At 41.1% G+C, this 26,291-nt stretch carries 21 protein-coding genes; 9 read left to right on the plus strand and 12 right to left on the minus strand.

Annotated features, from left to right (window positions below):
* Positions 1 to 22 precede the first annotated feature (22 nt).
* The 6 genes from FK004_RS08155 (at position 23) to FK004_RS08180 (ending at position 6,664) form a co-directional block, all read left to right on the plus strand.
* The gene (locus FK004_RS08155) at positions 23 to 1,234 is read left to right on the plus strand and encodes an IS256 family transposase (RefSeq protein WP_108735429.1); all 1,212 of its coding nucleotides are present in this window, start codon (positions 23 to 25) and stop codon (positions 1,232 to 1,234) included.
* Between the two features lie 392 nt (positions 1,235 to 1,626).
* The gene (gene pdhA / locus FK004_RS08160) at positions 1,627 to 2,625 is read left to right on the plus strand and encodes a pyruvate dehydrogenase (acetyl-transferring) E1 component subunit alpha (protein ID WP_108736820.1); all 999 of its coding nucleotides are present in this window, start codon (positions 1,627 to 1,629) and stop codon (positions 2,623 to 2,625) included.
* Between the two features lie 2 nt (positions 2,626 to 2,627).
* Positions 2,628 to 4,304 (plus strand): pyruvate dehydrogenase complex dihydrolipoamide acetyltransferase, encoded by a 1,677-nt coding sequence (locus FK004_RS08165; RefSeq protein ID WP_108736821.1) that lies wholly within the window; start codon positions 2,628 to 2,630, stop codon positions 4,302 to 4,304.
* 85 nt (positions 4,305 to 4,389) lie between these two features.
* Positions 4,390 to 5,331, plus strand: a complete 942-nt coding sequence (locus FK004_RS08170) for a M28 family metallopeptidase (protein WP_108736822.1) — start codon at positions 4,390 to 4,392, stop codon at positions 5,329 to 5,331.
* A 42-nt stretch (positions 5,332 to 5,373) separates the two neighbouring features.
* Positions 5,374 to 6,051, plus strand: coding sequence for an SDR family NAD(P)-dependent oxidoreductase (locus FK004_RS08175; protein ID WP_108736823.1), 678 nt, complete (start codon positions 5,374 to 5,376; stop codon positions 6,049 to 6,051).
* 13 nt (positions 6,052 to 6,064) lie between these two features.
* Positions 6,065 to 6,664, plus strand: a complete 600-nt coding sequence (locus FK004_RS08180) for a SprT-like domain-containing protein (protein WP_108736824.1) — start codon at positions 6,065 to 6,067, stop codon at positions 6,662 to 6,664.
* Positions 6,665 to 6,685: 21 nt separating this feature from the next.
* On the opposite strand, the gene FK004_RS08185 is transcribed toward FK004_RS08180, so the two are convergent.
* The 3 genes from FK004_RS08185 to FK004_RS08195 form a co-directional block, all read right to left on the minus strand.
* The gene (locus tag FK004_RS08185) at positions 6,686 to 7,462 is read right to left on the minus strand and encodes an ABC transporter ATP-binding protein (RefSeq protein ID WP_108736825.1); all 777 of its coding nucleotides are present in this window, start codon (positions 7,460 to 7,462) and stop codon (positions 6,686 to 6,688) included.
* A 2-nt stretch (positions 7,463 to 7,464) separates the two neighbouring features.
* A complete protein-coding gene (locus tag FK004_RS08190) occupies positions 7,465 to 8,208 on the minus strand; it encodes an MlaE family ABC transporter permease (protein WP_108736826.1) in 744 nt (247 codons plus the stop codon).
* 145 nt (positions 8,209 to 8,353) lie between these two features.
* Positions 8,354 to 9,202, minus strand: a complete 849-nt coding sequence (locus FK004_RS08195; RefSeq protein ID WP_108736827.1) for a glycosyltransferase family 2 protein — start codon at positions 9,200 to 9,202, stop codon at positions 8,354 to 8,356.
* A 60-nt stretch (positions 9,203 to 9,262) separates the two neighbouring features.
* Here FK004_RS08195 and FK004_RS08200 point away from each other — a divergent pair, with 60 nt between their 5' ends.
* The gene (locus FK004_RS08200; RefSeq protein WP_108736828.1) at positions 9,263 to 10,147 is read left to right on the plus strand and encodes a glycosyltransferase family 2 protein; all 885 of its coding nucleotides are present in this window, start codon (positions 9,263 to 9,265) and stop codon (positions 10,145 to 10,147) included.
* A 34-nt stretch (positions 10,148 to 10,181) separates the two neighbouring features.
* Positions 10,182 to 11,645 carry an oligosaccharide flippase family protein gene (locus FK004_RS08205; RefSeq protein ID WP_108736829.1) on the plus strand — a complete coding sequence of 488 codons (1,464 nt, stop codon included), beginning with the start codon at positions 10,182 to 10,184 and terminating at the stop codon, positions 11,643 to 11,645.
* A 29-nt stretch (positions 11,646 to 11,674) separates the two neighbouring features.
* Here the strand turns inward: FK004_RS08205 and FK004_RS08210 are convergent, their stop codons facing one another.
* The 3 genes from FK004_RS08210 to gcvP all read right to left on the minus strand — a co-directional run bounded on the left by FK004_RS08210 (position 11,675) and on the right by gcvP (position 16,312).
* Positions 11,675 to 12,733 carry a 3-oxoacyl-ACP synthase III family protein gene (locus tag FK004_RS08210; protein ID WP_108736830.1) on the minus strand — a complete coding sequence of 353 codons (1,059 nt, stop codon included), beginning with the start codon at positions 12,731 to 12,733 and terminating at the stop codon, positions 11,675 to 11,677.
* Between the two features lie 282 nt (positions 12,734 to 13,015).
* Entirely contained in the window at positions 13,016 to 13,384 is a 369-nt protein-coding gene (locus FK004_RS08215) for a group III truncated hemoglobin (RefSeq protein WP_108736831.1), read from the minus strand.
* Between the two features lie 78 nt (positions 13,385 to 13,462).
* Positions 13,463 to 16,312, minus strand: coding sequence for an aminomethyl-transferring glycine dehydrogenase (gcvP, locus tag FK004_RS08220; RefSeq protein ID WP_108736832.1), 2,850 nt, complete (start codon positions 16,310 to 16,312; stop codon positions 13,463 to 13,465).
* 140 nt (positions 16,313 to 16,452) lie between these two features.
* Here gcvP and FK004_RS08225 point away from each other — a divergent pair, with 140 nt between their 5' ends.
* Positions 16,453 to 17,265: a hypothetical protein gene (locus FK004_RS08225; RefSeq protein ID WP_108736833.1), complete on the plus strand. Its 813-nt coding sequence runs from the start codon at positions 16,453 to 16,455 to the stop codon at positions 17,263 to 17,265.
* On the opposite strand, the gene FK004_RS08230 is transcribed toward FK004_RS08225, so the two are convergent.
* The 6 genes from FK004_RS08230 to FK004_RS08255 all read right to left on the minus strand — a co-directional run bounded on the left by FK004_RS08230 (position 17,242) and on the right by FK004_RS08255 (position 26,172).
* On the minus strand, positions 17,242 to 17,700 hold the full coding sequence (locus tag FK004_RS08230) for an SRPBCC family protein (RefSeq protein WP_108736834.1): 459 nt from the start codon (positions 17,698 to 17,700) through the stop codon (positions 17,242 to 17,244). The two genes, FK004_RS08225 and FK004_RS08230, sit on opposite strands and share 24 nt — an antisense overlap.
* A 1-nt stretch (position 17,701) precedes the next feature.
* The gene (locus FK004_RS08235) at positions 17,702 to 18,604 is read right to left on the minus strand and encodes a TIGR01777 family oxidoreductase (protein WP_108736835.1); all 903 of its coding nucleotides are present in this window, start codon (positions 18,602 to 18,604) and stop codon (positions 17,702 to 17,704) included.
* A 2-nt stretch (positions 18,605 to 18,606) separates the two neighbouring features.
* Positions 18,607 to 19,428 (minus strand): DCC1-like thiol-disulfide oxidoreductase family protein, encoded by an 822-nt coding sequence (locus FK004_RS08240; RefSeq protein ID WP_108736836.1) that lies wholly within the window; start codon positions 19,426 to 19,428, stop codon positions 18,607 to 18,609.
* Between the two features lie 66 nt (positions 19,429 to 19,494).
* Entirely contained in the window at positions 19,495 to 19,998 is a 504-nt protein-coding gene (locus tag FK004_RS08245; protein ID WP_108736837.1) for a GbsR/MarR family transcriptional regulator, read from the minus strand.
* Positions 19,999 to 20,139: 141 nt separating this feature from the next.
* Complete coding sequence (locus FK004_RS08250) at positions 20,140 to 23,961, minus strand: T9SS type B sorting domain-containing protein (protein WP_108736838.1); 3,822 nt, start codon at positions 23,959 to 23,961, stop codon at positions 20,140 to 20,142.
* A gap of 183 nt (positions 23,962 to 24,144) precedes the next feature.
* Positions 24,145 to 26,172 (minus strand): M3 family metallopeptidase, encoded by a 2,028-nt coding sequence (locus FK004_RS08255; protein WP_108736839.1) that lies wholly within the window; start codon positions 26,170 to 26,172, stop codon positions 24,145 to 24,147.
* Positions 26,173 to 26,291: the final 119 nt, after the last annotated feature.

The following is a 26,291-nucleotide window of genomic DNA, read 5'->3' on the forward strand; positions in this document are numbered from 1 at the left end:
AATAATTTAAAAAGAGCGGATTATGATCGAAGATGGTAAATTACCCAAAGATTTTGCAAAGCAATTTAAAAACAAAGAAGACTTCCATACTTTTTTTCAAGACCTGTATAAACAAGGCATTGAACAGCTACTCCAGGGAGAATTGGATGCTCATCTGGGATATGAGAAGCATAATATTGACGGATACAATACAGGCAATAGCCGTAATGGTTCTTTCTCAAAGAATATAAAATCAGAGACTTTGGGCAATATGGTCCTGGCTATTCCCCGGGATAGAAATGGTGAATTCGAGCCTCAGGTCATCGGAAAAGGCCAATCGATGAGTGAAAAGATTGAAGATGCTATTTTAGGAATGTACAGTCGTGGAATGACCCGTAGTGATATTGTAGAACAAGTTAAAGAAGTTTATGGGATATCAGTAAGTGAGTCCACGATTTCGACCATCTCTGATAGAATACTGGCTGATGTTGATTTATGGACTAAAAGGGCTTTAGAACCACAGTATCTGATTGTTTGGATGGATGCTGTGCATATGAAAGTAAGAACAGATGGGAAATATGAAAACCATGCAATTTACATTGTAATCGGACTAAAAACAGATGGTAAGAAAGAAGTATTAGGAATGTGGCTAAATAAAGAAGAGTCGGCTTCATTTTGGATGACTGTACTCTCTGACATAAAATCTCGTGGAGTAAAGGATATTCTCATTGCCTGTACAGATAACCTTACCGGATTTACAAAAGCTATCAGAGGTGTTTTTCCAAATACAGAATCCCAGCTTTGCATTGTTCATCAAATAAGGAATAGCCTTAAGTTTGTAGTAGTTAAGGATAGAAAAGCATTTTGCAGTGCAATGAAAGAAGTATATACTGCAATAAATCAGGAAGAAGCCGTTTTAGCTCTGGCTGAATTTAAAAAAAACTGGGAAGCAAAATATAAATATGCCGTTTGCTCCTGGGAAAAGAATTGGGAAAATCTCATGCCTTTTTTGGCCTATCCTGCTGAAATCAGGAAAATAATGTACACCACAAATACAATAGAAAACTTAAACAGGGGAATTAGAAAATATACCAAAACAAAAGTGCAGTTCCCAGATGAAAAAAGCGTCAAGAAATCAGTCTATTTAGCAATACAAAATTGTGAAAAAAGCTGGATAAATGCAATACCAAGCTGGGGATTAATCATGAATCAGTTCTTGGTCATATTTGGAGAAAGGTGTAATATTAAACACTAAGAACTGTTTACACAAAATTTCGACCAGTCTCTAGAAGGTATGGTAATATTCCCTTAGGCACGTGACAGGGGACTTTAGGATGCTGCCTGAATGCAGGTGATGGAACTGTCAGTTTGGGATGATCATGCAGCATTATTGCTCCTTGGTTTGTGCGTGGGGGGTATAGGGTTTTGGCGGGATACAAAGTAGAATAGGGCTATTATTTTGCTTTTTGAACCCTGAATTCTAAGTTTTAACAACTTTTTCCAAAATAGAGGTAAATTACTTTGTTTAAATTTTTAGTACTACAATTGAAAGTCTTATTTTTGCATTTCGCAAATTTGTGTGAGGAGACTATTTTGCGTTCAAGCAATTTACTGAACAATAACATAAACGCAATACATTAAGAGCAGATGAAAGAAGTTACTAAAGAAGTTTATTTAAAGTGGTATGAAGACATGCAGTTTTGGAGGAAGTTTGAGGACAAACTAGCCGCTTTATACATACAACAAAAAGTTAGAGGATTTCTACACTTATACAATGGACAGGAAGCAGTTCTTGCTGGTGCATTACATGCTATGGATTTGTCGAAAGACAAAATGATTACAGCCTATAGAAATCACGTACAGCCTATCGGTATGGGCGTGGACCCAAAAAGGGTTATGGCTGAGCTTTTAGGAAAAGCAACCGGTACTTCCCAGGGATTGGGTGGTTCTATGCACATCTTCTCTAAAGAGCATGGTTTTTATGGTGGTCACGGAATCGTTGGGGCTCAAATCCCAGTAGGAGCCGGAATCGCTTTTGCGGACAAATATTTCAATACAGGTGGTGTTACCCTGACGTACTTCGGAGACGGAGCTGCACGACAAGGATCACTGCATGAAGCTTTCAATATGGCAATGTTATGGAAATTACCAGTAGTATTCATTGTAGAAAACAATGGTTATGCAATGGGAACTTCTGTAGAAAGAACAGCCAACCACACGAACATCTGGAAATTAGGTTTAGGGTATGAAATGCCTTGTGGACCAGTGGACGGAATGAATCCTATCAAAGTTGCTGAAGCAATGACCGAAGCAATCGAAAGAGCGCGTCGTGGTGATGGGCCAACCTTCCTGGAAATGAAAACATACCGGTACAGAGGACACTCCATGTCGGATGCACAACATTACCGAACTAAGGAAGAAGTAGAAGAGTACAAAAAAATAGATCCTATTACTCAGGTATTGGATGTGATCAAAGAAAACAACTATGCTACTGAAGCAGAAATTGAAGCAATTGATGCACGAGTGAAAGAGCTTGTAAGCGAATGTGAAAAATTTGCTGAAGAATCTCCATATCCTGATGCTAACGTTATGTATGACGTAGTATACAGTCAGGAAAATTATCCATTTATACCTCATAAATTATAAGTATGGCTAAAGTTATAACAATGCCCCGTTTGAGTGATACCATGACTGACGGTACGGTTGCGACCTGGCTGAAAAAAGTTGGTGACAAAATTAATGAAGGTGATATTCTTGCCGAAATCGAAACGGACAAAGCAACGATGGAGTTTGAATCTTTTGATGCCGGAACGCTTTTGCATATCGGTATTCAGGAAGGTGAAACAGCTCCGGTAGATTCATTACTGGCAATTATCGGTAAAGAAGGCGAAGATGTTTCAGCACTTCTGAATGGCGATGCCCCTAAAGAAACTAAATCGGAAGATAAAGCTCCTGCGAAAGAAGAAGCTCCAAAAGAAGAAAGTAAAGAAACAAAAGAAGCCCCTAAAGCAGAAGCTCCGGCTGCAGCACTTCCAAAAGGAGTGATCGTAGTAACAATGCCCCGTTTGAGTGATACAATGACGGATGGTACGGTAGCAACCTGGTTGAAAAAAGTGGGTGATAAAGTAAATGAAGGCGATATCCTTGCTGAAATTGAAACGGATAAAGCTACTATGGAATTTGAATCTTTTAATGCCGGGACGTTATTGTCTATTGGTGTGAAAGAAGGAGAATCAGCTCCGGTGGATACCGTTTTAGCGATTATCGGGCCAGAAGGTACTGATGTTAGCGGTATCATTGAAAGTTATAAAAAAGACGGTGGTGCTCCAGCTCCAAAAGCAGAAGCAACAGAAGCTCCGGCAGAGAAATCAGCTGATAAAGCAGAAGCACCTGCTGAAAAGCAAGAGGCTGCGCCAGTAGCTACTGGTGACCAACGAATTTTTGCTTCTCCACTGGCTAAAAAAATAGCTCAGGATAAAGGTGTAAACCTTGCTCAGGTAAAAGGATCAGGCGAAAATGGCCGTATTGTGAAAAATGATGTGGAGAACTTCACGCCAGCAGCAGCAGTACAGGCACCAGCCAAAGCGGCAGAAGCTACTTCAGCTCCGGCAGCAGCAGTCCGACCATTTGTACCTGCAGGAGAAACTTCGGTAGAAGAAGTGAAAAACTCCCAAATGCGTAAAGTAATTGCACGTCGTTTGGCAGAATCTAAATTTACAGCGCCACATTATTACCTTACTATTGAGGTGGCAATGGACGACGCGATGAAATCCAGAGCGGTTATCAACTCGATCCCGGATACCAAAGTATCGTTTAACGATATGGTAATTAAAGCTTGTGCTATGGCGTTGAAAAAACACCCACAGGTAAACTCACAATGGAAAGACGATGTGACGGTAATCAACCACCACGTAAGTATCGGTGTGGCCGTTGCAGTAGAAGATGGATTAGTAGTGCCTGTATTGAAATTTACAGACCAGATGAGCCTTTCTCAAATCGGAACCAGCGTAAAAGATTTCGCAGGAAGAGCCCGAAACAAAAAATTACAGCCGGCAGAAATGGAAGGCAGTACTTTTACTGTTTCGAATCTTGGAATGTTTGGAATTACTGAATTTACATCCATTATTAACCAACCGAATTCTGCAATCCTTTCTGTAGGGGCAATCGTTGAAAAACCAGTGGTTAGAAACGGCAATATCGTAGTTGGAAATACAATGAAAGTAACTTTAGCCTGTGACCACAGAACGGTTGACGGTGCTACTGGAGCACAATTCCTTCAGACTTTAAGACAATATCTTGAAAATCCGGTAACGATGCTGGCATAAACCAGTGTAGTTGCATTATAATAAGTCCCGTCATGGTTTTACCTGACGGGATTTTTTATTATTTTAGCTATCCAAAAAGAAACCGATGAAAAAAATACTACTACTCTCCTCTTTACTTTTTTTAGCGTGTAAATCTGCTCCTGTGGTCGAAAATGCACCTTACAAAGTAAGCCCTGAAAGCGTGTCCAAAACCTTGAAGTACCTTTCTTCTGATGAACTTGAAGGTCGGGATACCGGAAGTGTGGGCATTGCGAAAGCAGCGACCTACATTGAAGGTATTTTTAAAAAGTCCGGAGTACAGCCTTATTTTAAGACCTATCGCGATACCTTGACGAATTATCCGGAAACAGCCTATAACATTGTCGGTTATATTGAGGGAAATGATCCGGAACTGAAAAAGGAGTTTATTGTACTCGGGGCACATTATGATCATATTGGAATTGCGGGAACAGCAGTGGATGGAGATGTGATCAATAACGGGGCGAATGATGATGCTTCCGGCACAACCGCAGTACTGGAGATGGCAAAGTATTTCGGAACGCATAAGACCAATAAGCGCAGTGTGCTTTTTGTACTTTTTTCTGCAGAGGAAAAAGGATTATTGGGATCCCAACACTTAGCCGCTAAACTGAAGAAACAAAATTTTAACCTGTACCTGATGTTCAATTATGAAATGATTGGTGTGCCGATGAAAAGAGATTTTACAGCTTACCTGACGGGCTACCAGAAATCGAATATGGCAGATGAGCTTAATGGGTATGCGGGTAAAAAACTGGTAGGATTTCTTCCTGCCGAACTGACGTACCAGCTTTTTAAAGCTTCGGACAATTATCCTTTTTATGAAACCTTTAAGGTACCGGCACAAACTATCTGTACCTTTGATTTCGAAAATTTTGAATATTACCACCATGTAAAGGATGAATATGAACAAATGGATGTAGCACACATGACCTCTTTCATACAAGAGATGGTTCCGGTGATGGAACAAATGATTAACAGCAAAAACAGGACAATTCATTTAAATTAAAATAGCGGTAAGAGTGTTCTGCGCTTTTATCCGATAGTACCGATGAAAAATATAATTATTACAGGAACGAGCCGTGGTATCGGTTTTGAACTGGCATTACATTTTGCAACTGCCGGACATAAGGTCCTGGCGCTTTCGCGAAAAACGTCCAAAGCATTATTGGAGAACGAAAACATTACCTGCCTTTCTGTAGATTTGGCCCAGGAAGATGATCTGGATAAAGTAACCGGTTTTCTTGCCCAAAACTGGAAACAGGTGGATGTATTGATTCACAATGCCGGAGCATTGCTGCTGAAGCCTTTTGCAGAAATTACTACCCAGGATTTCGAGTCCATTTATAAAGTAAATGTTTTTGCGGTAGCCGCTTTGACCCGAATCGTATTGCCTTATCTACAGCCTGGAAGCCATGTGGTAACCGTGAGCAGTATGGGTGGGGTACAGGGTTCCATGAAATTTGCGGGCCTTGCAGCGTACAGTTCCAGTAAAGGGGCGGTAATTACCTTGTCAGAGTTGCTTTCTGAAGAATACAAAGAACGAGGCATTGCATTTAATGTCTTAGCACTGGGATCGGTACAAACCGAAATGCTTGCAGAAGCTTTTCCGGGATACCAGGCACCGCTAACGGCGAAACAGATGGCGGATTATATTTATAATTTTGCCCTTACAGGAAACCAGTTTTATAATGGAAAGGTGTTGCAGGTATCGTCCAGTACGCCTTAAAAAACGATAGAAATTGAAAGATGTTTTAGCACCTTATCTACCGGAGCATTCCCTCGATCTGGCCTTTGAGCTGATCCGGGTGAATGCTGTGCATCTTAAAATCGTCAATGAGCGGGTTACCCGGCATGGGGATTATAGGAAAGGACCGGGAGGCAAGCATGAGATTACAGTAAATGCCAGCCTGAATAAGTATCGTTTTCTGATGACTCTAATACATGAAATAGCGCATTTGGTGGCCTTTGAGAAATTCGGTAGAAAGATTAAGCCACACGGGACAGAATGGAAATATACGTTCCAGCGGCTGATGTTACCCTTTTTGCGGCCTGAGATTTTTCCGGGTAGTTTGTTGCCGTTATTGGCACGGCATTTTAAGAACCCTACAGCCAGTAGTGATACCGATGCCACTTTAGCACTTGCTCTAAAGCAGTATGATGCGCAGAACGATAAAAATTATGTATTTGAATTGCCGTATGGCAGCCTGTTCCGGATCCATAATGGAAAAATATTCCGGCGCGGTGCCCAGCGGACCAAGCGTTTTGAATGTGAAGAAATAGGGACGGGAAAAATATTCTTGTTCAATCCCAATGCAGAGGTTGATCTTTTGCCAGGATAGCCATAAAAACAAAAATCCGGACTAACGTCCGGATTTCAATTCTTTTAAGTGGGTCTCTCTAACTTTCTTGAAAAGATCGGAAGAATATACAAATTCTACAATATCTTCATTATCGGTCGTTAAAACCTCTTCTTTATTGCCTTCCCAGGCTTTGATTCCCTGTTTCAGAAAAAGGATCTTCTCCCCAATCTGTAATACGGAGTTCATATCATGGGTATTGATTACAGTAGTAATATCATATTCTACGGTGATTTCGTGGATGAGCTCATCGATTAATATCGATGTTCCCGGATCCAGTCCAGAGTTAGGCTCATCACAAAATAAGTATTTTGGATTGTTGACAATCGCACGGGCAATTGCGACCCTTTTTTGCATTCCGCCCGAAATTTCAGAAGGGAATTTTCGAAAGGCTTCCGTAAGGTTTACACGTTCCAGTACAGCATCGACACGTTCTTTGATCTCCGACCTTCTTTTATTGGAAAACATACGCAGGGGGAAGCCTACATTCTGTTCTACCGTCATTGAGTCAAATAAGGCACTGCCTTGGAAAACCATTCCGATTTCAGTTCGTAACTCTCTTTTTTCATCTTTCGTCAGGTCAGAATAAATCCTGCCATCAAAAGAAATAGTACCCGAATCCGGGGTATTGATACCCAATAGTGTTTTGAGCAATACCGTTTTCCCGGATCCACTCTGTCCAATGATAAGATTGGTTTTTCCGTTTTCAAATTCGGCAGAAATACCTTTTAGGACTTCTTTATCATCAAACGATTTTTTTATGTTTTCGATCTTTATCATAACTATGAGCTTAATAATAATTGGGTTAACACATAATTCACTAAAATGATGACCACACTCGTCCATACGAATGAAGTCGTACTCGCTTTACCTACTTCCAGTGCACCACCTTTCATGTAATAGCCATGGAAAGAAGGGATGGTAGCCAGGATAAAGGAGAATAATAAGGTCTTAATAAAGGCGTAAATAATATGAAAAGGGATAAAGTCATTTTGTACACCCTGGATGAATTCATCAGCAGAGACAAAACCACCGTATACACCAGCCATCCATCCGCCTAAGATTCCTAAAAACATGGCAATAGCAATAAGGAACGGATACAGCAATAGGGCTATGATTTTTGGAAAAATAAGATAATTCAATGCATTTACTCCCATGACATCCAGTGCGTCAATTTGCTCTGTAACCCGCATCGTCCCAATACTGGAAGTGATATAAGAGCCTACTTTACCAGCCATAATGATGGAAATGAAAGTAGGGGCGAATTCTAAAATTACGGACTGACGGGTAGCGAAACCAATCAGGTTTTTAGGAATCAAAGGATTGGTTAAGTTCAATGCGGTCTGTATGGCAACTACCCCACCTACGAAGAAGGAGATAAAGGCTACAATTCCAAGGGAACCGATGATCAGGTCATCAATTTCTTTAAAAATCAGGTCTTTTAGAACCTGCCATTTTGTGGGTTTGCTGAAAACATCTTTCAGCATTATAAAATAACGGCCTATCTGGGTTAAATATCTTTTCATTAGCGGAAATAAATAATTGGCTAAAATACGAATTTTGAATTATCAATCCGGATTTATGATTTTAGTTTTATGAAATAAATGGCAAAAGCGGGCGTAAATACTGGATTTTAATAGTCGTAAAGCCGTAGTGGTGCCGGTAGTCTTTTTAGAATAGTTTTTCTTTCATCTTTTGCAACCGGTAGTGGCGGATGAATTTTGCCTGCTCGTTGCTGACTAATAGGGGTTTTTTGTCCGATTTTGCTTTTTGGAACCCACGGATATAATCGATAAAGAGGAGGGGTTTCTTTTTGAGTAATGCCAGTTTGAGCGATGCGATAGCGGTGATCATAAAACCATAACCCAATGCGTAGAAGGCTTCGCCCTGCTTGTACCGGGCAGCTTTGTTATAATTGGCTCCGGTAGGCTTGAGGTGTTTAATTTTTAAGGTGGCATCGGTCACTATTTTCCAGCCATAGAAGCGGCACAATAGTTCGTCTACCGTGTCCCAGCCCATAGCCGGTTTCAGGTTTCCGATCTGTTCAAAACAACTTTTCCGATAGGCTTTAAAGGCACCACGGATATGATCCTTGTCCGTCAGGTTTTCCAGGATCCATTCCCCATCTTTCTCGATATAGGCAAAACCGCCAGCCATTCCAACCTGTGGATCTTTGGCAAAAAGGGAAAGCACGGTTTCAAAATAATGATTGGGAATAATCAGGTCCGCATCTAATTTTACAATGATATCATAGTGGTCATCCAGCGTCTCATAGCCTTTGTGGAAGGCTTGTATTACTTTGCTGCCCGGCATGTGGATGTTCTCGGAACTTTTGTCAACCAGGGTAATCCAGGGATGTTTTTTAGCGAATTCCAGAACGATGTTCCGGGTATTGTCTGTGGAGTTGTCATTCACGACCACCACTTTTCCGGGCAAAATAGTTTGTTCCGCAAGTGATTGTAAGGTCAGGCTGATAAAGGCCTCTTCATTATAGGCAGGAATAACAATATAATATATCATAATTTATAGAGAGGTCAACTGCAAATATCTTTATTTTTGTCGAATAAAAAAAAGTGCGTCTTGAATAAAAGAGTTTTTGTAATCATCGTTACCTATAATGGTGCCCAATGGATGCAGCGCAACCTGCAATCGCTTCGGGAATCGGACTATCCGGTTGAAGTCATTGTGGTGGATAATAATTCTACAGATAGTACGCTGGAAAAAATAGGAGACTTTCCGGAAGTGATGCTTATCCGTTCTGCAGAAAATCTCGGATTTGGGAAAGCAAATACGGTAGGGATCAAAAAAGCATTGGAAGCAGGAGCAGATTACCTGTTTTTACTAAATCAGGATACGTGGGTCTATCCCGCCACCATTGGTCATCTCGTGGAGGCTCATATGCACAATCCGGAATATGGAATTGTGAGTCCGGTACACTTGGGCCCGGATGAAAAAACACAGGATGTCAATTTTGCGCAGTACCTGAGCAGGAAGACAGCACAAAAGGGCGATGTAGTAACTGTTCCTTTCGTCAATGCTGCCGCCTGGTTGGTGAGCCGCGACTGTATTGAAACCGTCGGGAGTTTTGAGCCATTATTTGGGCATTACGGTGAAGATCGTAATTACAGCGACCGGGTGCATTACCATAAGCTTAAAATTGGCATTGCCCTGAATGCGGTAATATGCCATGACCGTACCATTAGCCGTAGTTTTAAAAAGGATGTCATTCAGTCGCAATATACCATCTTGGTTACTCTATTGGATATTAATTATAGCTTTGCCCAAAGCAGTATGCGCGCTTTTAAAGCTGTAGTAGGTTTGCCGAAATACTTTATCAGGTTTTATGGTTTTGTAAAGGCTTTGAAATTATTCGGATTATTGGCGTGGTATTACTTCAAAACTATTTTAAACCTTCGGGCGTTACAGCATGCCAGGGAGCATGCCCGAAAAAGTCCGGTTTTATAATAGTATATTTGCATTTACTGACTGAATTCTATCCATGAAAAATAAAGCTACCGCGAAACAGGTTTTTTTGTACTCCCTGATCAATTACCTGGGAACCGCCATCGGAACCCTTTCGGCTCTTTTTATCTATCCACTGGATTTTGACTTTTTGGGAAAAGTACGTTACGTGGATAATATCTCACAATTGCTTTTCCCTGTGATGATATTAGGGGCTTCCCATGCGTTGATTAAATTCTATCCATCATTGGACGAGCATAAGAAAAAAGATTTATTTACTTACAGCCTTTTGTCTATTGCTATAATCAGTGCAGTCGTTTTGGTGATTTTGTTCCTATTTTCCAATTTTACAACTTTCGAAAGCCTGCATTTGTATTGGTTTGCTTTTCCGATCGCCATTTGCCTGGCCTATATCGAACTCTTTAAGAAACAGGCAAATGATTTGCAAAAAGTAGCTGTTCCCACTTTATTGGAGAAGCTAATCCCTAAAATTATATTACCCATCTTATTTTTATTGTTACTACGGGATCTGCTGGATACAGAGGAGACTATAGGGCTATATGTAATAGGGTATATTGTGATTCTTATTTTGACGACAGTTTATATTTTCAGGCATTACAAACCGGTATTCCGATTTGACTTTAAGCCGTTGTTTGCGACCATTTCCAAAAAGGATTATTTCCGTTATAGCCTGTACGCATTTACCGGTAGTATCGGTTCGATGCTGGCATTCCGGATTGACGGGATTATTATTCCACAGTTTTTTTCGATGGAGGCCAATGGTGTTTTTAGCAATGGCGTCACGCTGGCTTCCACGTTACAAATTCCGGCTATTGGAATGTTTGCCTTATATGCGCCCATCATTTCGGATTATTTGAAATCGGAAAATTATACCGATCTGAACCGGAAATACAAAGAGATAGCAAAGTTGCTGTTTTTTATTGGCGCCCTCTTATACAGCTGTATTTTTATAGGAATAGAAGATCTTTTCCGGATGTTGCCTTCCTACGAGAAGTTAAAGGCGACAGTGCCAATTATACAAATCCTTGGACTGAGTGTATTGATTAATATGGCTACAGGATTCAATTCTGAAATCATTACGTATTCCAAGTATTACCGTTTTAATCTGGTCACTATACTGATCCTAATCGCTTTGAATCTTTCGCTCAACCTTGTCTTTATTTATTATACTGATATGGGTATTACCGGCATTGCGATTGCTTCGCTGTTGGCCATGTTGCTCTTCAATATTTCGAAGTTGGTTTTTATTTATAAGAAATTCGGGCTGCTGCCTTTTGATGCGGCTTTCCTAAAGCTCCTGATTATCTTTTGCCTGAGCGGTTTTGCTGTTTATTTCCTGCCAACAAGCCCTGTGCTTTGGATGAACCTGGTTTATAAAGTAGGGCTGTCGCTTGTAATCAATGTAATGGTAATTTACCGTTTGCGACTCGTGTACCAGTTGAATTTTTGGTTGGATAAGCTCCTAAAAAAAACAGCATAACTGAATTTCGGTTATGCTGTTTTTTAGTGTTATATTTTGTAGACAATCGCATTGATGTTCATACCGGCGCCCACAGACGCGAAGATGACTAAATCTCCCGGGTTCAGTTCATGATTGACCAAATCCCCTTTCATTAAGATATCATATAAGGTCGGGATGGTGGCTACACTGCTGTTACCAAACTTATGGATACTCATGGGCATAACGTCTTTTGGAGGCGTTTCTTTGAACAGTTTGTAAAAGCGTTGTATGATGGCTTCGTCCATTTTTTCATTTGCCTGGTGGATCAGGATTTTCTTGACATCGGTAATGGCATAGCCACTTTCGTCAAGGCATTCTTTCATTGCTTTCGGAACATTGTTCAAAGCAAATTCATAAATTTTTCTACCGTGCATTTTGATATAACGCACATCAGGATCCAGGTCTTTATTGAATGAATTTCCAAAGAATAAATAATAGGCTTCGTCATAAGTAAAGGATGCTGTAGCATGCCCTAAAATTCCGCCTTCTTCTGTGGTAGCTTCAATTACGGTTGCACCGGCACCATCGGAATAAATCATACTGTCCCTGTCGTGGATATCGACAACACGGGATAATGTTTCAGCGCCAATTACCAGGCATTTTTTTGCCATGCCGGCTTTGATATACGCTTGTGCCTGGATGACACCTTCGATCCAGCCTGGACAGCCAAATAAAATATCATATGCCACACATTTTGGATTCTTAATGCGAAGGTTGTGTTTTACCCGGGCAGCAAGGCTCGGCACTAAATCGGTTTGAATGGTTCCATTTTTCACATCCCCGAAGTTATGTGCAAAAATGATATAGTCTAAAGTCTCGGGGTCTATTTTAGCATCTTCAATGGCTTTTTGAGCCGCAATAAAGGCAATATCCGAAGTTACCATGTTATTGTCAGAGTAGCGCCGTTCTTCAATTCCCGTAATATCCTTAAACTTTTCAGCAATAATATTATTAGGTTGCGAATAGGCACTTCCGTCCTCATTCATGAATTGATGCTTTCCAAAATCAAAGTTGGTAATGATGTTTTCAGGGATGTAACTTCCTGAACCGGTAATACGGATATTCATAATGGTAAAATTTTAGCTAATTTAGGGATAATAAAATTAGAATCAGACAAAAATAATATGCGCGCATAGTAATTTGTTGAAGAATTATATATTTTTCAATTTTACAACTTATTTGAATATTTTAAGGTTGTTTTTGAGTTTATTTTTATGGGATTAATAAAAAAAAGGAGAGAATGCTGAATGATTATTTTGATTATGAACACACTACCCCTGTTTTATTACATATAATTTATTTCAAAGCCTTTGGTTGTAAAAAAGTAAGGCTGCGATGAGCCGTAATTTTCAGGAATGAATTTTGATTTGCATGACGGTTGCAATAGATAAAGCGCGTGTTTTAATCTTCTCAGCCATAGGGCCTTTGAAGTTGGCATCGACTGCGGTATTAAAACAGGAAAGCCAGGTTTTAAAGTTTTGGGCTGTCAGGTTTGCTTTTTGATGCAGTTGCTGATGTATCGCTAAGGTATTGTTGCGATAGGTTCCTTTCCCAAAAAGAGCCTGTTCCCAAAAATCGACGATAATAGGAAGATGGGCTGCCAGGTCTATTTTTGCAATGTCAGTGAATATAGGGCGTATCTCCGGATCTTCCAGCAGTGAAATGTAAAACTGACCCATCAAAAGTTCGAGATCCTGCCGGGTTGTAATATCAGTCATGGTAGTGCTTGGTATTTAAAAAGAACCCTTTCAAAGCGGTGCTCTGAAAGGGTTCAATAGTTATAATTGCAATAAAAATTAATTTTCCATGTAAGCTTCAATCGGGGCACAGGAACAAATTAAGTTACGGTCACCATACGCATCGTCAACACGGCGTACAGATGGCCAGAATTTGTTATCGGAAATATACTCCAGTGGGAAGGCAGCTTCCTGTCTGGTATATGGGAAATCCCAAGTGTCTGTAGTTAGCATTGCTAAAGTATGTGGTGCATTTTTCAATACATTGTTTTTCTCTTCAGCAGTAGCAGCTTCGATTTCTTTACGGATGGCAATCATCGCATCACAGAAACGATCCAGTTCTTCCAGGTTTTCACTTTCAGTAGGTTCGATCATTAGTGTTCCGGCAACCGGGAAAGATACAGTAGGTGCGTGGAATCCATAATCCATCAAACGTTTCGCGATATCGGTAACTTCGATTCCTTTTTCTTTAAATGGACGGCATTCCAGGATCATTTCGTGAGCAGCACGTCCCATTTCTCCGGAATATAATGTATCATAATGACCGCTTAAACGGGCTTTGATATAATTGGCATTCAGGATTGCATATTTTGTAGCATTCGTTAAGCCTTCAGCACCTAACATAGTGATGTAGCCATAAGAGATCAGGCATACCAATGCAGAACCCCATGGAGCAGCAGAAATAGCCGTGATAGCGGTTTCGCCTCCAGTTGGGATTACCGGGTTCGTTGGTAAAAAGGGAACAAGGTGTTCCGCTACACAAATTGGTCCAACACCAGGTCCACCACCACCATGAGGGATAGCGAAAGTTTTGTGCAGGTTCAGGTGGCATACGTCAGCACCAATCGTTGCAGGGTTGGTCAGTCCAACCTGTGCATTCATGTTGGCACCATCCATATATACCTGTCCTCCATTTTCATGGATCAATTTGGTAATTTCAATGATTGAAGCTTCGTAAACACCATGAGTTGAAGGGTAAGTTACCATTAAGCAGGACAAATTATCTTTGTGCTCAATTGCTTTGGCTCTTAAATCTTCTACATCGATATTTCCTTCTTCTGTTGTTTTGGTTACAATGATCTTCATTCCTGCCAATGCAGCAGAAGCCGGGTTAGTTCCATGCGCAGAAGCCGGGATCAGTGCAATATTTCTATGGTGGTCACCTCTGGATTGATGATAGGCACGAATAACCATTAATCCGGCATATTCTCCCTGTGCACCAGAGTTAGGCTGTAATGTTGTTCCGGCAAAACCAGTAACGACATTCAGCTGCTCTTCTAATTTTTTAAGCATTGTCTGGTAGCCTGCAGCCTGCTCGATTGGAGCAAAAGGGTGTATGTTGTTCCAGTTTGGCATACTTAGCGGCAGCATTTCAGCAGCAGCATTCAGTTTCATAGTACAGGAGCCTAAGGAAATCATCGAATGGTTCAGGGCTAAATCCTTACGTTCCAGTTTTTTGATATAACGCATCAAAGCTGTTTCCGAATGGTGCTTGTTGAACACTTCGTGTGTCAGGAAAGTACTTGTTCTGTTTAATCCTTGTGGATAATTGATTTGTGTTGCCAAAGCAGTAACGGTTACCGTTTCTTTGCCTGCAGCTTCTGCAAAAATAGCCAGGATTGTATTGATATCACTGATGCTCGTTGTTTCGTTGAAAGCAATAGCGATAGTATCATTGTCAATATAGTAGAAATTGAATTCATTGCGCTCTGCGATAGCTTTTACCTTTACAGCATCTGCTTTTACTACGATTGTATCGAAGAAAGCCGTGTTCGTTTGGTAAACGCCCAATTGATTCAGTGCTTCAGCAGTCGTAACGGCAGAAGCATGTACTTTATCCGCAATATATTCCAATCCTTTTGGACCGTGATATACAGCATACATTCCAGCCATAACGGCTAAAAGTACTTGTGCAGTACAGATATTTGAAGTTGCTTTTTCGCGTTTGATATGTTGCTCACGGGTTTGCAATGCCATACGAAGGGCACGGTTTCCGTTGGTATCAACTGTTACCCCGATGATTCTTCCTGGCATGCTTCGTTTGTATTCTTCTTTGGTAGCGAAGAAAGCAGCGTGTGGTCCGCCATAACCCATTGGGATTCCAAAGCGTTGTGTGGTACCTACTACTACAGCAGCACCCATTTCTCCTGGAGAGGTTAATTTTACCAAACTTAAAATATCTGCAGCAACAGCTACCTTGATTTCATTAGTATTGGCTTTTGAAATAAATCCGGCATAATCGAATACCTGGCCGTATTTACCCGGATATTGTAATATTGCTCCGAAGAAATCAGCACCAAAGGCAAAATCTTCATGGTTTCCTACAACTAGTTCCACCCCGATTGGCGTAGAGCGCGTTTGTAAAACCGATAGGGTTTGTGGCAGTATTTCTTCTGAAACGAAAAATTTATTAACGTTGTTTTTTTTCTGGTCACGTGTCCTTACGTCAAATAGTAAAGCCATCGCTTCAGCAGCAGCAGTACCTTCATCCAAAAGGGATGCATTCGCGATCTCCATTCCGGACAGTTCGATTACGGTAGTTTGGTAGTTCAATAACGCTTCCAGACGCCCTTGTGCAATTTCTGCCTGATAAGGGGTGTAAGCAGTATACCATCCTGGGTTTTCAAAAACATTTCTTTGAATAGCTGCAGGAACAATAGCAGGGTGGTACCCCAAACCGATATAGGATTTGAATACTTTATTTTTATTTCCCAACTGTTGGATATGGTTTAAAAACTCATATTCCGTTAAGGCAGGTTCAAGATTTAGAGGCGCTTTCAGACGGATATCATCCGGAAGGGTTTCATAAATTAATTGTTCTATCGACTCGGCGCCAATAGTATTCAACATATGTTGTAAGTCATTTTCTCTCGGACCTATGTGTCTTAAAGCAAAAGCATCTGTTTTCATTGAAAATTTGAATAAAGTTGTGTTTTAAAGAGTGCGAAATTAATTATAAATCTTAAATTTAATGGTTTTTTTAACAGTGATTTTTGGGAAATTTTCAACTGTAAGGGCTAGTTGTTAACAGTTTGATTATTTTTGCAACTATGAGGGCGATAAAATCGATTTTTGACTTTTATTTACATGGCAGTATTCACGTAGCTATGGCTGTTTTGGCGTTGGTTTTAATGACCAACCACATGTTTCAGAACCCTTTTGACTACGCTATGGCAGGCTTTGCTTTTTTTGGGACTATTTTCGGATATAACTTTGTGAAATACGAGAGCCTGTTCCGCCTTAAAAAGCCAGGCCGAAAACAGTTACAGGCCATTTTGGGGATCAGCCTTTTGTCGATGTTGGCCAGCGCCTTTTGTTTTTTAGCCCTGCACCGAAACACACAGATCACTGCTGTCATTTTCTTCGGGCTTACATTTTTATATACCGTTCCTGTATTTTCAAACACTAAAAACATACGGAACTGGAGTGGGGTCAAAATTTATATGGTCGCTTTTTGCTGGGCGGGCGTCACGACCTTGTTGCCCTTAATCGAGGCTGGAACTACAATTATATCCGATGTTATCCTGAAGTTCGGGCAACGGTTTTTACTGGTAATTATATTGATCCTGATTTTTGAAATCATAGATCTTAAAAATGACGATCCAACCCTGATGACAGTGCCACAGAAAATAGGCGTTCGGAAAACGAAAATGCTGGGCCTTTTTTTACTACTTCCTTTTTATGTATTGGAATTTTTGAAAAGTACTGTTGATATAACGCAATTATGGATCAACATTGTATTGGTTATTGTGACTGCTTTATTTACCATTTTTGCAACTCCGGAACGCTCCAAATATTACACTTCTTTTTGGGTGGAAAGCATCCCGGTTTTCTGGCTGCTACTGGTTTGGCTTTTCAGCTAATTCTTTTAAAACCGTATTGCGCTTTTGAAGAAATCCATAAAGGTATTTCCGAAGCACTAACCGATCGAATAGCGCACCGAATACCCCAAAAGGCATTTCATAATACAGGGTGTCGGTCATCAGTGTGATACCGTTGTCATAGTGGAAACGATGTTCGTGCCGGAAGGATTTAAAATGGCCTTTGGTCATGACATCGACAAAGTAGTCCGGATAATCGAGTATCGGAATATGGCTGGTGTGATAGCGGATAATTCCAAAATGCCGGCCGCTCCAGATTACCGTTTCTCCAAGCCCGATAAGCCCCGAAGTCGTACCCGAAATAGCCTGTTCACCGGTTTGAGTGGCAGATAGGATATGGATGTCGATATTGCGGGAAAGATCAAAAATAATTTCTTTTGGGGCGCGGATATGCGTTTGTAGTGTGAGTAGCGTCATTTTATAAGTTTTTTAGAGCAGTTTCCAATGTGCCAAATTGAAATTCAAAACCATTTTCCAGCAAACGTTTGGGAATCACATTCCTGCTTTTTAATACCAGCTCGGTCTCCGTGCCAATTAACGCTGCGCCAAAACGCAGCAATGGTGCTCCAATGGGGATACCTGTTTTCACGGAAAGGCTATGGCGCAATTTTTTCATGAAGTTACTGTTTCGGATTGGTTTAGGAGAAACTACATTGACCACACCACTGATTTGGTTTTCGATAATATATGCTATAGCCCTGGCAAAATCATGCTCATGAATCCAGCTGACAAATTGTTTACCATCACCTTGTTTGCCTCCAAATCCCAGTTTGGTTAAGTTTTTAAGGGGCAGATAGGCTCCTCCATTTTTTCCTAATACGATAGAAGTGCGCAGCGCAGTCTTGATTGTTTTAGGTGTTTCAACTGTAAAAAAGCTTTTTTCCCAGGCTTTCGCCACATTCATAGAAAAATCATCACCTATCTCACCGCGTTCTTCATCCATCTCCCGATCAGTAGCATGTCGGTAAATTGTAGCAGTAGAAGAATTCAGCCAGTGCAGTGGTGGATGCTGGCATTGTAATACTGCCTGGTTCAAAACAGCAGTACTGTCGATACGGGAGGCAAGGATTTCTTTTTTATTGGATTCCGTATAACGGCAATCGACAGATTTTCCGGCGAGGTTGATGAGTACCGTTGCATTTTCGAGTTCTTTTTCCCAACCCGTTAATGTTTTGGCGTCCCAGTATACAAAATGAACATTCTCCTGATTGGGAATCGGGTTTCGGGTAAGGATGGTTACGGTATCAAATTGGCTTTTAAAATGAGCAACCAATACCTGTCCCAGGAATCCGGTGCCGGCAGCAATGATTAATTTTTTCATGATTATAGATTTAAAATGATAAGAAGTGCAATAATCCTATAGGCTATCCAGGTATAGCAGAGATAATGTGGAAGTCCCAATAATTGTATCCTGCGATAGTGTTCCGTGAACATCAGGATGACAGTAATGCCGAACCATCCCAGTAATATGGACTGAGGTACTATCATAAGCATGTGCAACAGCAATAGTGGAAGGAGCAACAAAGAACCCATCACCGAAACAGTCATCAGGTTACCAAAATAGGTAGTGATGGTTTTAAAATCAAATTTTAAAAGGAAAATAGCCTGAAAACATAATTGTCCAAAAGCTAAAAACAATTCCCTGCCGAAATTACTTTTTGGAAGTACCGTAAGATTATTGGAAAAAGAAAATAGGGTAACAGCTGTACATAGTACTGCAAAAAGAATATAAAAATAGCGGTATTTGTAATTGAAAGCCGGGATGCATTGTAAGGTCTTTTCGGTTGTTGCCTGACCTGGAATAATTACTTTCCGGTTGTAGGAAATAAAAGAATAGATTTTTTGCAGCAGATAGTGAATGGGTTTTATATTTCCTATCCTTTGCAGCAGGGGAAAGGAATAACCGATGATGTGTAAAAGGCTGTCAATGCCATAACGCACGGTTTTATTTTCAGTATCTACCAGTGCAATTTCATTAATGGCACGATTACAATCAACAAATTGCTGTTCTTCAGCACTCATCGCTGTAAAAGGTTTTTTACCATTGTGATCCAGCATTCCTGCTTGCACAAAACCAGAAGTGTAGGCTTTGCAGAGCGGGCAGTCTTCATCGTACAGTAAGATTTGGTTGTGGAGTGTTTTCATTGGTCAGGAATGTTTTGTTTTTATATTGAAGTTTCAGAAAAAAATGAAACTTCTGTTTAAATTTTTTTATTTCATGATTTTTAGAACAAGGCGCCCTAACCAGTTGTCTTTGAATTCTGTTACTTTATCCAGCATGTTATCAGCTTTCAATACAAAATCATACAATTTGCCTGTCTGTTCTACAAAATGACGGGTTTCGATTGACTTACTGGCATCAATAGAAGAAACATCTTTTAAGACTTTAAGTGCAGGTTTGATTTCACGCTTGCTTCTTTCCTGGGCAATTTTTACAGCCAGTTCATCCAGGTTTTTTTCTGCAGTGAAAAATTCTTTACGTTCTCCGGATTTGTATTCCTTGTAGACAATGCCCCAGTCCATTAGCGCCCGTAGATTCATACTGGCATTACCACGGGAAATTAATAATTCCGCCATAATATCTTCCATAGAAAGAGGTTCTGGAGCAATCATCAATAAGGCATGAATTTGTGCCATCGTCTTATTGATACCCCATTGAGAGCCTAAAGCGCCCCAACTTTGAATGAATTTATTTTTAGCTTCTTTGAATTCCATAGTTCAAATGTATGTAATGTTTTTAAACTTTCAAAAAATAATGAAACATATTTTAAGATTTATGTTGAGGTTCTTTATTTAGGTAACAAACAATAGCCTATAAAAAAACCGGAAGTGCTTTCGCTTCCGGTTTTCTCAATATTAGTTTGGTCGGTTGAGGTATACCCAACCGGTACGGGCTTCGCCATTTTTGAAGCGGATGTAATAATAATAAGTTGCGCTCGGGAGCAGTTTACCGTTGAAACTTTGCCCGTGCCATTGATCTTCATAATTATCCTGTTCGAAGACTTCGCGACCGTATCGGTTGAATATTTTCAGTTTGAGGATATCCATACCGCTCAGGTCAAAATTATCATTCTGATTATCATCATTTGGAGATAGGCCTTTTGGGATTTTACAAAGGCTTTTTTTGACATAAAGTTGCTGAGTGACGGTACAACCGTTTTCCATAGTAACCTCAACGGTATACATCCCAGCCTCCATGCCAGTAATGTCAATTGACGCTGCGGTACTGTAAAAGTTGTTGGGGCCACTCCATAAATAGGACGCTGTATTTGGATCGTAAGAGTTATTGATTGGGAATACCGAAAGGCTATAATAATCATTGTTGCATTTGGCTTGCATCCCAATTTCGAATACTGCTGTATTCGGTGATGCGGTAATTGTTTGCCGGCTACTGCAACCATTATAAGAGACAATGACTTCATAGGTGCCGGTTTCAAAAACTTCAATAATAGCACTGTCTAATCCATCGGTAAGTACCCCTTCGTAGTACCAGGAAAAGTGCGCCAGTGCAGGGTCAAAGTTTTCAGCAACAATAGTAATGATACCACTTTGTCCATTACAAAAGGAAACGGTTTCCGATTCAAAATGGAAGGCAGGATTAGGCTGTACCACGATAGTGACTGAAACCATTTCAGAAGGGCAGTTTCCAGTAGTTACTACGAGATTATAAGTTCCGCTCATTTCAGGCGTTACAGGCTGAAGTACAGGATTTGGGAGTGTAGAAGTAAAGCCATTAGGCCCCGTCCAGGAGAATCCCATGCCAATGGCAGTCATATCCTGGATGGTAAGCGGTAAAGAGCCACCACTGCAAACCGAATCGGGTGCGATGATTACAGGAGTAGGAGTTGGAGGGCTAAGTGTAATACGGATAATGGCTTCATCGCTACTGCCACAAAAGCCATCAACATGGTATTTGAAATCATAACTTCCAAAAGGGGTAGTTTCAGGATTCCAGACATTTCCGGATAATGTGCCGCCCGGTGTTAGTTGTTCCCAGCTTCCGCCAGCGGTATAGTTACCACTGAGCGAACTGATGAGGTTGACTGTGCTCAGAGTGCCACAAATTTGGGTTTCATTATCGGCACCGGCATTGGGTAAGGCATCGGCGGAAATTTCATAAGTCAGTACCTGGTTCAGGCAGGAATTTAGGTTGGCAGGGTAGCGAATGGCAACATGATAGATGCCGGCAGCCGTAACAGTATTCAGTGGGGTAAATTGTAATGTTGCAGTTGTGCTTAGAATTGTATTTGGAGCAGTATCACGATACCATTGGTATTCCAGATAAGGAAAATCGGTAACGGACAGCGTACTGTTTTGTCCCTCACATAAAGTTGGAATGATACTTAAAACGTAGGGTACAGAGACGTCATGGAGTAAATTGGTAATATTTCCACAACTGTCTTCAATCTGGAAATTATACACTCCGGTGGCGAGATTACTAAAAAGGGGATTATCTCCATTGTCCATCGGAAATGGCTCTCCATCCTTTGTGGTAATCCTGAAAATAAGGGTGCCATTGCCTGTCGCGTCAAGCAATACATCGGAAGCTCCGGAAGTACAGGCGAAATTAAGGGCATCATTAATGATTGGTTTGCCGCCCACACGAAACTCCTTTAGGATATGATAGCACGGTAAAAGTGATGTTGTAATACCATTATCATAAAGTTTGGAAACGGTAATGATCCTGTACAAGCCTTCTCCTCCAACATTAAAATTAGTCATGGTGTTGATTAAGACTGTTGAGTTTATCGCTGTTGGGATGGTATTTTCGGGATAGGGCATGCCGGTAGAAGGATCTGTCCATTCATTGGTAAGTTCATTTTTCTTTTGCAGCCAAAAGCCGTAATTCTCCAGGGAATTATTGTTAGTGTGTTCCAGAAACAAATCAAAAGAGGAACAATGATCAGTTACGGTCGTTTCGGTGTAGCCGGAGTAACTTCCAATAAAAAGAGTTAGGACTAATTGGGTGTTACACCGGTCTATCGTTTGCAGTTGGTATATCCCTGCAGGTAATGAATTCATGCTGAAGGTACCATTGGCAATATTATAGGTAACATCATGTGGATAACTATGAGCATACGACTGAGGACCTGAGAGTAGTATTGCAGAGGTTAGAAAAACCGTTCCACTGCCTATCTGCACCGATCCGAAAGTACCATCACAGCCGCCAAGGTATTTTATTCCCGGGGTCTGAGGGGCATAATTACCAACATTCAGGGTTCTGACATAGGAATTGCCACAAATATCGACTAACGTTACATTATAGGAGCCGCTGACCAATATGCCTTCCATTGCAACAGTGCCATTAGAAATATAGGCTGACGCATCAAAAGGATAAGGGTAAGGCATTCCGGAAGGTCCGGAATTGAATACGATCGAAGCGATAGGTGTGCCATCGACTGAGGCGGTAAAGAGTGTTCCGGTACAATCGGGATAAGAAGCGCCCATTCGAACCTCGGAACCATTCTCCACCACAATCTGGCTTGTGGCTACCCTGCCACAAGCGTCGGTAACTTTGATATTATATAATCCTTCGGGTACCGTATGCTCCGGAGTTCCGTATTTCACAATGCCCGTAGCCCCGGGGACTGAAAAATTGGGATGTAATGGATTAAAATCAGTAGGGATAAAGCCCGCTGGTGCAGTAAGAAATTCAACCTGTACCGGCATCATGAGGTTTGTGGCATTTATGGTTATCATTTTGCCACCGCAAAGTCCCACCATTACAGCAGCGTTAGCCCGGAAGGGCTGGTTTACAATGTTGTTATTTCGGACATATGCAGTACCACAGGCATCTGTAATCACCATATTATAAGTATAGGTACCTTCAAAATAAGGGATAGTACTCGAATAGGGACCCTGTCCGTAGGGAGGTGTAATGCCGCCTGACAGATGATACCCTGAAGTGCCGTTGATAACAGAAGTAGTAATTACTGGAGCACCTCCACCAGGAGGAAAAGCGGTAAAGGTACAGGTGAGCGGATAAACCATATAATATCCCGGCTCAACATCAATCCTGAAATCGGCAATAATGCGGTCACATTGAGGAAGGAATTGCATGGAAAATTGAGGTTCCAGGATCGCAAAGCCGTCAGGGGAAAGGTTCGGGGCCATAATGGAAAATGATCTTACAAGCGCATCTCCACAGGCGTCAAATACACGTACCAGATAATTACCAGCAACTAAATTATTGAAAACACCAGTAGGCTGAAGTGGCCTGATTACCGGACCTGAGAAAATCTCGTAACTCACAGGATTCCCTGAAACAGGTACGGTGCTGATAGAGCCATTATTGCCACAAATAGCATCGCTCCCGGTTACTGTAAAATTCAGCGTACTGATCTGGCTGGTGATAGTCACGTCTTTTTGTTGGCTACTACTTTGGCTGCCGAGGGTCTGGGTGGCTACAATCCTGTAATTTCCGGAAGTTTGCCCGGATAAAAGTGCTGCAGATAGGGTGGCTATTGGCACTGTAGTATTGGGTAATTTATATACTGAATATACAATTGTTGCTCCGGGTTGGGTTCCGGATGTCGTAAAGCTGAGTGTCCCATTACCCGCGCAGGTTTCGGGTGTAACCGTAACGTTCAGTGTAAAATTGGGAAGCTGTGCTAATCCCGATATGGTATAAAAAAAGAACAGAACGATAATAATAATCTTGGGGTAGTTTTTTATCATAGTCAGGGGAACTTGTTTTCAAATATATATAAAATTTAAAAATACTATAAGAAAATTCCGAATTGTTTTAAGATTAAAGGCTTGATTTACTAAAAACTAAGCATTAATCGTACTGATGGATATCACAAAAAAAAGGATTGCCTGATAGTATCAAGCAATCCTTTAGTATGAAGGGATAAAAAATTAAAGCAGTCCGGCGCGTTTCAACAAAGCATCGGGTTGTGGCTCCTGTCCACGGAAGCGTTTGTATAATACCATAGGATGTTCTGTTCCGCCTTTGGATAAAATATGCTCCCGGAATTTAGCCGCGACTTCCGTATTAAAGATGCCCTGTTCCTGAAAATATTCAAAGGCATCGGCGTCGAGTACCTCAGCCCATTTGTAACTGTAATACCCGGAAGAATAACCACCCTGAAAGATATGGGAAAAGGAAGTACTCATCGCATTTTCTTTTACATCCGGATAAAGCGCTGTATTGGCGAATTGTTCCGTTTCAAAGGCTTTTAGGTCGGTGATGCCATTGGGATCCTGGCCGTGCCAAGCCATATCCAGCAATCCGAAACTCAGTTGGCGCATCGTAGCGATACCTTCCTGGAAACTGGCACTTTCTTTAATCTTCTGGATGTATTCGATGGGGATGATTGCTCCGGTTTCATAATGGTGTGCAAATAATGCCAGTGCTTCCGGCTCATAACACCAGTTTTCTAATACCTGGCTTGGAAGTTCCACAAAGTCCCAATAGACGCTGGTTCCCGATAAACTCGGATAGGTAGTGTCGGCAAGCATACCATGTAAGGCATGGCCGAATTCGTGGAATAAGGTGGTAACCTCATTAAACGTTAATAAGGATGGTTTGGTTTCTGTCGGTTTGGTAAAATTACAAACGATAGAAATATGTGGACGTTCGTTGGTGCCGTTTTCGACAAACTGTGACTTGAACGATGTCATCCAGGCTCCGTTTCTTTTGCCTTTGCGCGGAAAGAAATCGGCATAGAAGATGGCGACAAGTTTGCCATCTGCATCGTTTACCTCATAGGTTTTTACATCCGCATGGTATTTGTCAATTCCAGTGACTTCAGTAAAGTGCAGTCCAAATAGGCGTTGTGCTACCGTAAAGGCTCCATTTAATACATTCTCAAGCTTGAAATAAGGTTTTAGCTTTTCATCGTCCAGGTTGAATAATTCCTGTTTTAGTTTTTCGGAATAATAGGCGCCGTCCCACTTTTCGAGTTGTTCGATGCCATCTGTTTTTTTAGCGAATGCGGCCAGTTGTGCAAATTCTTTTGTGGCTGCCGGTTTGGCTTTTTCCAAAAGGTCATTCAGGAAACGGTTTACTTTCTCAGGACTTTCGGCCATACGTTCTTCCAATACAAAATGGGCATGCGAATTATACCCTAATAATTGGGCTCTTTCAAAACGCAGCTGTGCGATTCGCAATACAATTTTCTGGTTGTCGTATTCATTGTTGCCAAATCCTTTGGCGCCAAAAGCAATGGCCATTTTTTTGCGCAGTTCCCGATTGTCAGCATAGGTGACAAACGGAATATAACTTGGATAGTCCAGGGTGAAAACCCAACCTTCTTTTTCGAGGCTGGCCGCCAATTCTTTTGCAGCTTCGATAGTACCTTCCGGAAGTCCGGACAGGTCTTTGGCATCGGTGATGTGAAGTTGGAAAGCGTGGGTTTCGGAAAGGACATTCTCTCCAAATTCCAGGCTGATTTTAGAAAGTTCTTTATCAATTTCCCGCAATTGATTTTTCTTGTCTTCAGAAAGGTTGGCCCCGTTTCGGGAGAAACTTTTATATTGTTTGTCCAGTAATGTGATTTGTTCTGCTGTCAGGTCCAGTGTCTTCTTTTGGTCATACACCGCTTTGACACGTGCAAATAATTTTTCATTCAGGCGGATATCGTTGCCAAACTCTGATAAAAGTGGAGAAACTTCCTGGGCTATTTTTTGCAGCTCATCATTGGTTTCTGCCGAATGCAGGTTGAAAAATAACGATGATATACGATCCAGTGTGGCACCGCTATAAGCCATGGCTTCGATCGTATTTTTAAAATTTGGTTTTTCGGGGTTAGCGATGATGCTGTCGACTTCTTTTTTTGCGGAAGCGATTGCTGCCTGAAATGCCGGAAGATAGTCTTCATTTTTGATTTGCGAAAAGGGGGCAGTATCGTGCTTGGTGTTGAATTTGTTGTTGAGAATGCTCATTTGTAGTATACTTTGATTTTATAATTCGGTATGGTTTTTAGGCCTTACACGTTGGATTAACATACAATAAATTGTGGATAGCAGCGTGCTGAAAAAACAGGAAACTATCGTGCTGATCA

Origin of the sequence: Flavobacterium kingsejongi (assembly GCF_003076475.1) — a bacterium.
Taxonomy (GTDB): Bacteria; Bacteroidota; Bacteroidia; order Flavobacteriales; family Flavobacteriaceae; genus Flavobacterium; species Flavobacterium kingsejongi.

What these genes read in the sequence shown, in the direction of transcription:
- FK004_RS08210 (WP_108736830.1), bottom strand. Translation starts at nt 12,733, where the DNA reads ATGAATATCCGTATTACCGGTTCAGGAAGTTACATCCCTGAAAACATC.
- FK004_RS08170 (WP_108736822.1), top strand. Translation starts at nt 4,390, where the DNA reads ATGAAAAAAATACTACTACTCTCCTCTTTACTTTTTTTAGCGTGTAAA.
- FK004_RS08155 (WP_108735429.1), top strand. Translation starts at nt 23, where the DNA reads ATGATCGAAGATGGTAAATTACCCAAAGATTTTGCAAAGCAATTTAAA.
- FK004_RS08250 (WP_108736838.1), bottom strand. Translation starts at nt 23,961, where the DNA reads ATGATAAAAAACTACCCCAAGATTATTATTATCGTTCTGTTCTTTTTT.
- FK004_RS08205 (WP_108736829.1), top strand. Translation starts at nt 10,182, where the DNA reads ATGAAAAATAAAGCTACCGCGAAACAGGTTTTTTTGTACTCCCTGATC.
- FK004_RS08185 (WP_108736825.1), bottom strand. Translation starts at nt 7,462, where the DNA reads ATGATAAAGATCGAAAACATAAAAAAATCGTTTGATGATAAAGAAGTC.
- gcvP (WP_108736832.1), bottom strand. Translation starts at nt 16,312, where the DNA reads ATGAAAACAGATGCTTTTGCTTTAAGACACATAGGTCCGAGAGAAAAT.
- FK004_RS08255 (WP_108736839.1), bottom strand. Translation starts at nt 26,172, where the DNA reads ATGAGCATTCTCAACAACAAATTCAACACCAAGCACGATACTGCCCCC.
- FK004_RS08175 (WP_108736823.1), top strand. Translation starts at nt 5,374, where the DNA reads ATGAAAAATATAATTATTACAGGAACGAGCCGTGGTATCGGTTTTGAA.
- FK004_RS08225 (WP_108736833.1), top strand. Translation starts at nt 16,453, where the DNA reads ATGAGGGCGATAAAATCGATTTTTGACTTTTATTTACATGGCAGTATT.
- FK004_RS08195 (WP_108736827.1), bottom strand. Translation starts at nt 9,202, where the DNA reads ATGATATATTATATTGTTATTCCTGCCTATAATGAAGAGGCCTTTATC.
- FK004_RS08230 (WP_108736834.1), bottom strand. Translation starts at nt 17,700, where the DNA reads ATGACGCTACTCACACTACAAACGCATATCCGCGCCCCAAAAGAAATT.
- FK004_RS08190 (WP_108736826.1), bottom strand. Translation starts at nt 8,208, where the DNA reads ATGAAAAGATATTTAACCCAGATAGGCCGTTATTTTATAATGCTGAAA.
- pdhA (WP_108736820.1), top strand. Translation starts at nt 1,627, where the DNA reads ATGAAAGAAGTTACTAAAGAAGTTTATTTAAAGTGGTATGAAGACATG.
- FK004_RS08235 (WP_108736835.1), bottom strand. Translation starts at nt 18,604, where the DNA reads ATGAAAAAATTAATCATTGCTGCCGGCACCGGATTCCTGGGACAGGTA.
- FK004_RS08165 (WP_108736821.1), top strand. Translation starts at nt 2,628, where the DNA reads ATGGCTAAAGTTATAACAATGCCCCGTTTGAGTGATACCATGACTGAC.
- FK004_RS08245 (WP_108736837.1), bottom strand. Translation starts at nt 19,998, where the DNA reads ATGGAATTCAAAGAAGCTAAAAATAAATTCATTCAAAGTTGGGGCGCT.
- FK004_RS08240 (WP_108736836.1), bottom strand. Translation starts at nt 19,428, where the DNA reads ATGAAAACACTCCACAACCAAATCTTACTGTACGATGAAGACTGCCCG.
- FK004_RS08215 (WP_108736831.1), bottom strand. Translation starts at nt 13,384, where the DNA reads ATGACTGATATTACAACCCGGCAGGATCTCGAACTTTTGATGGGTCAG.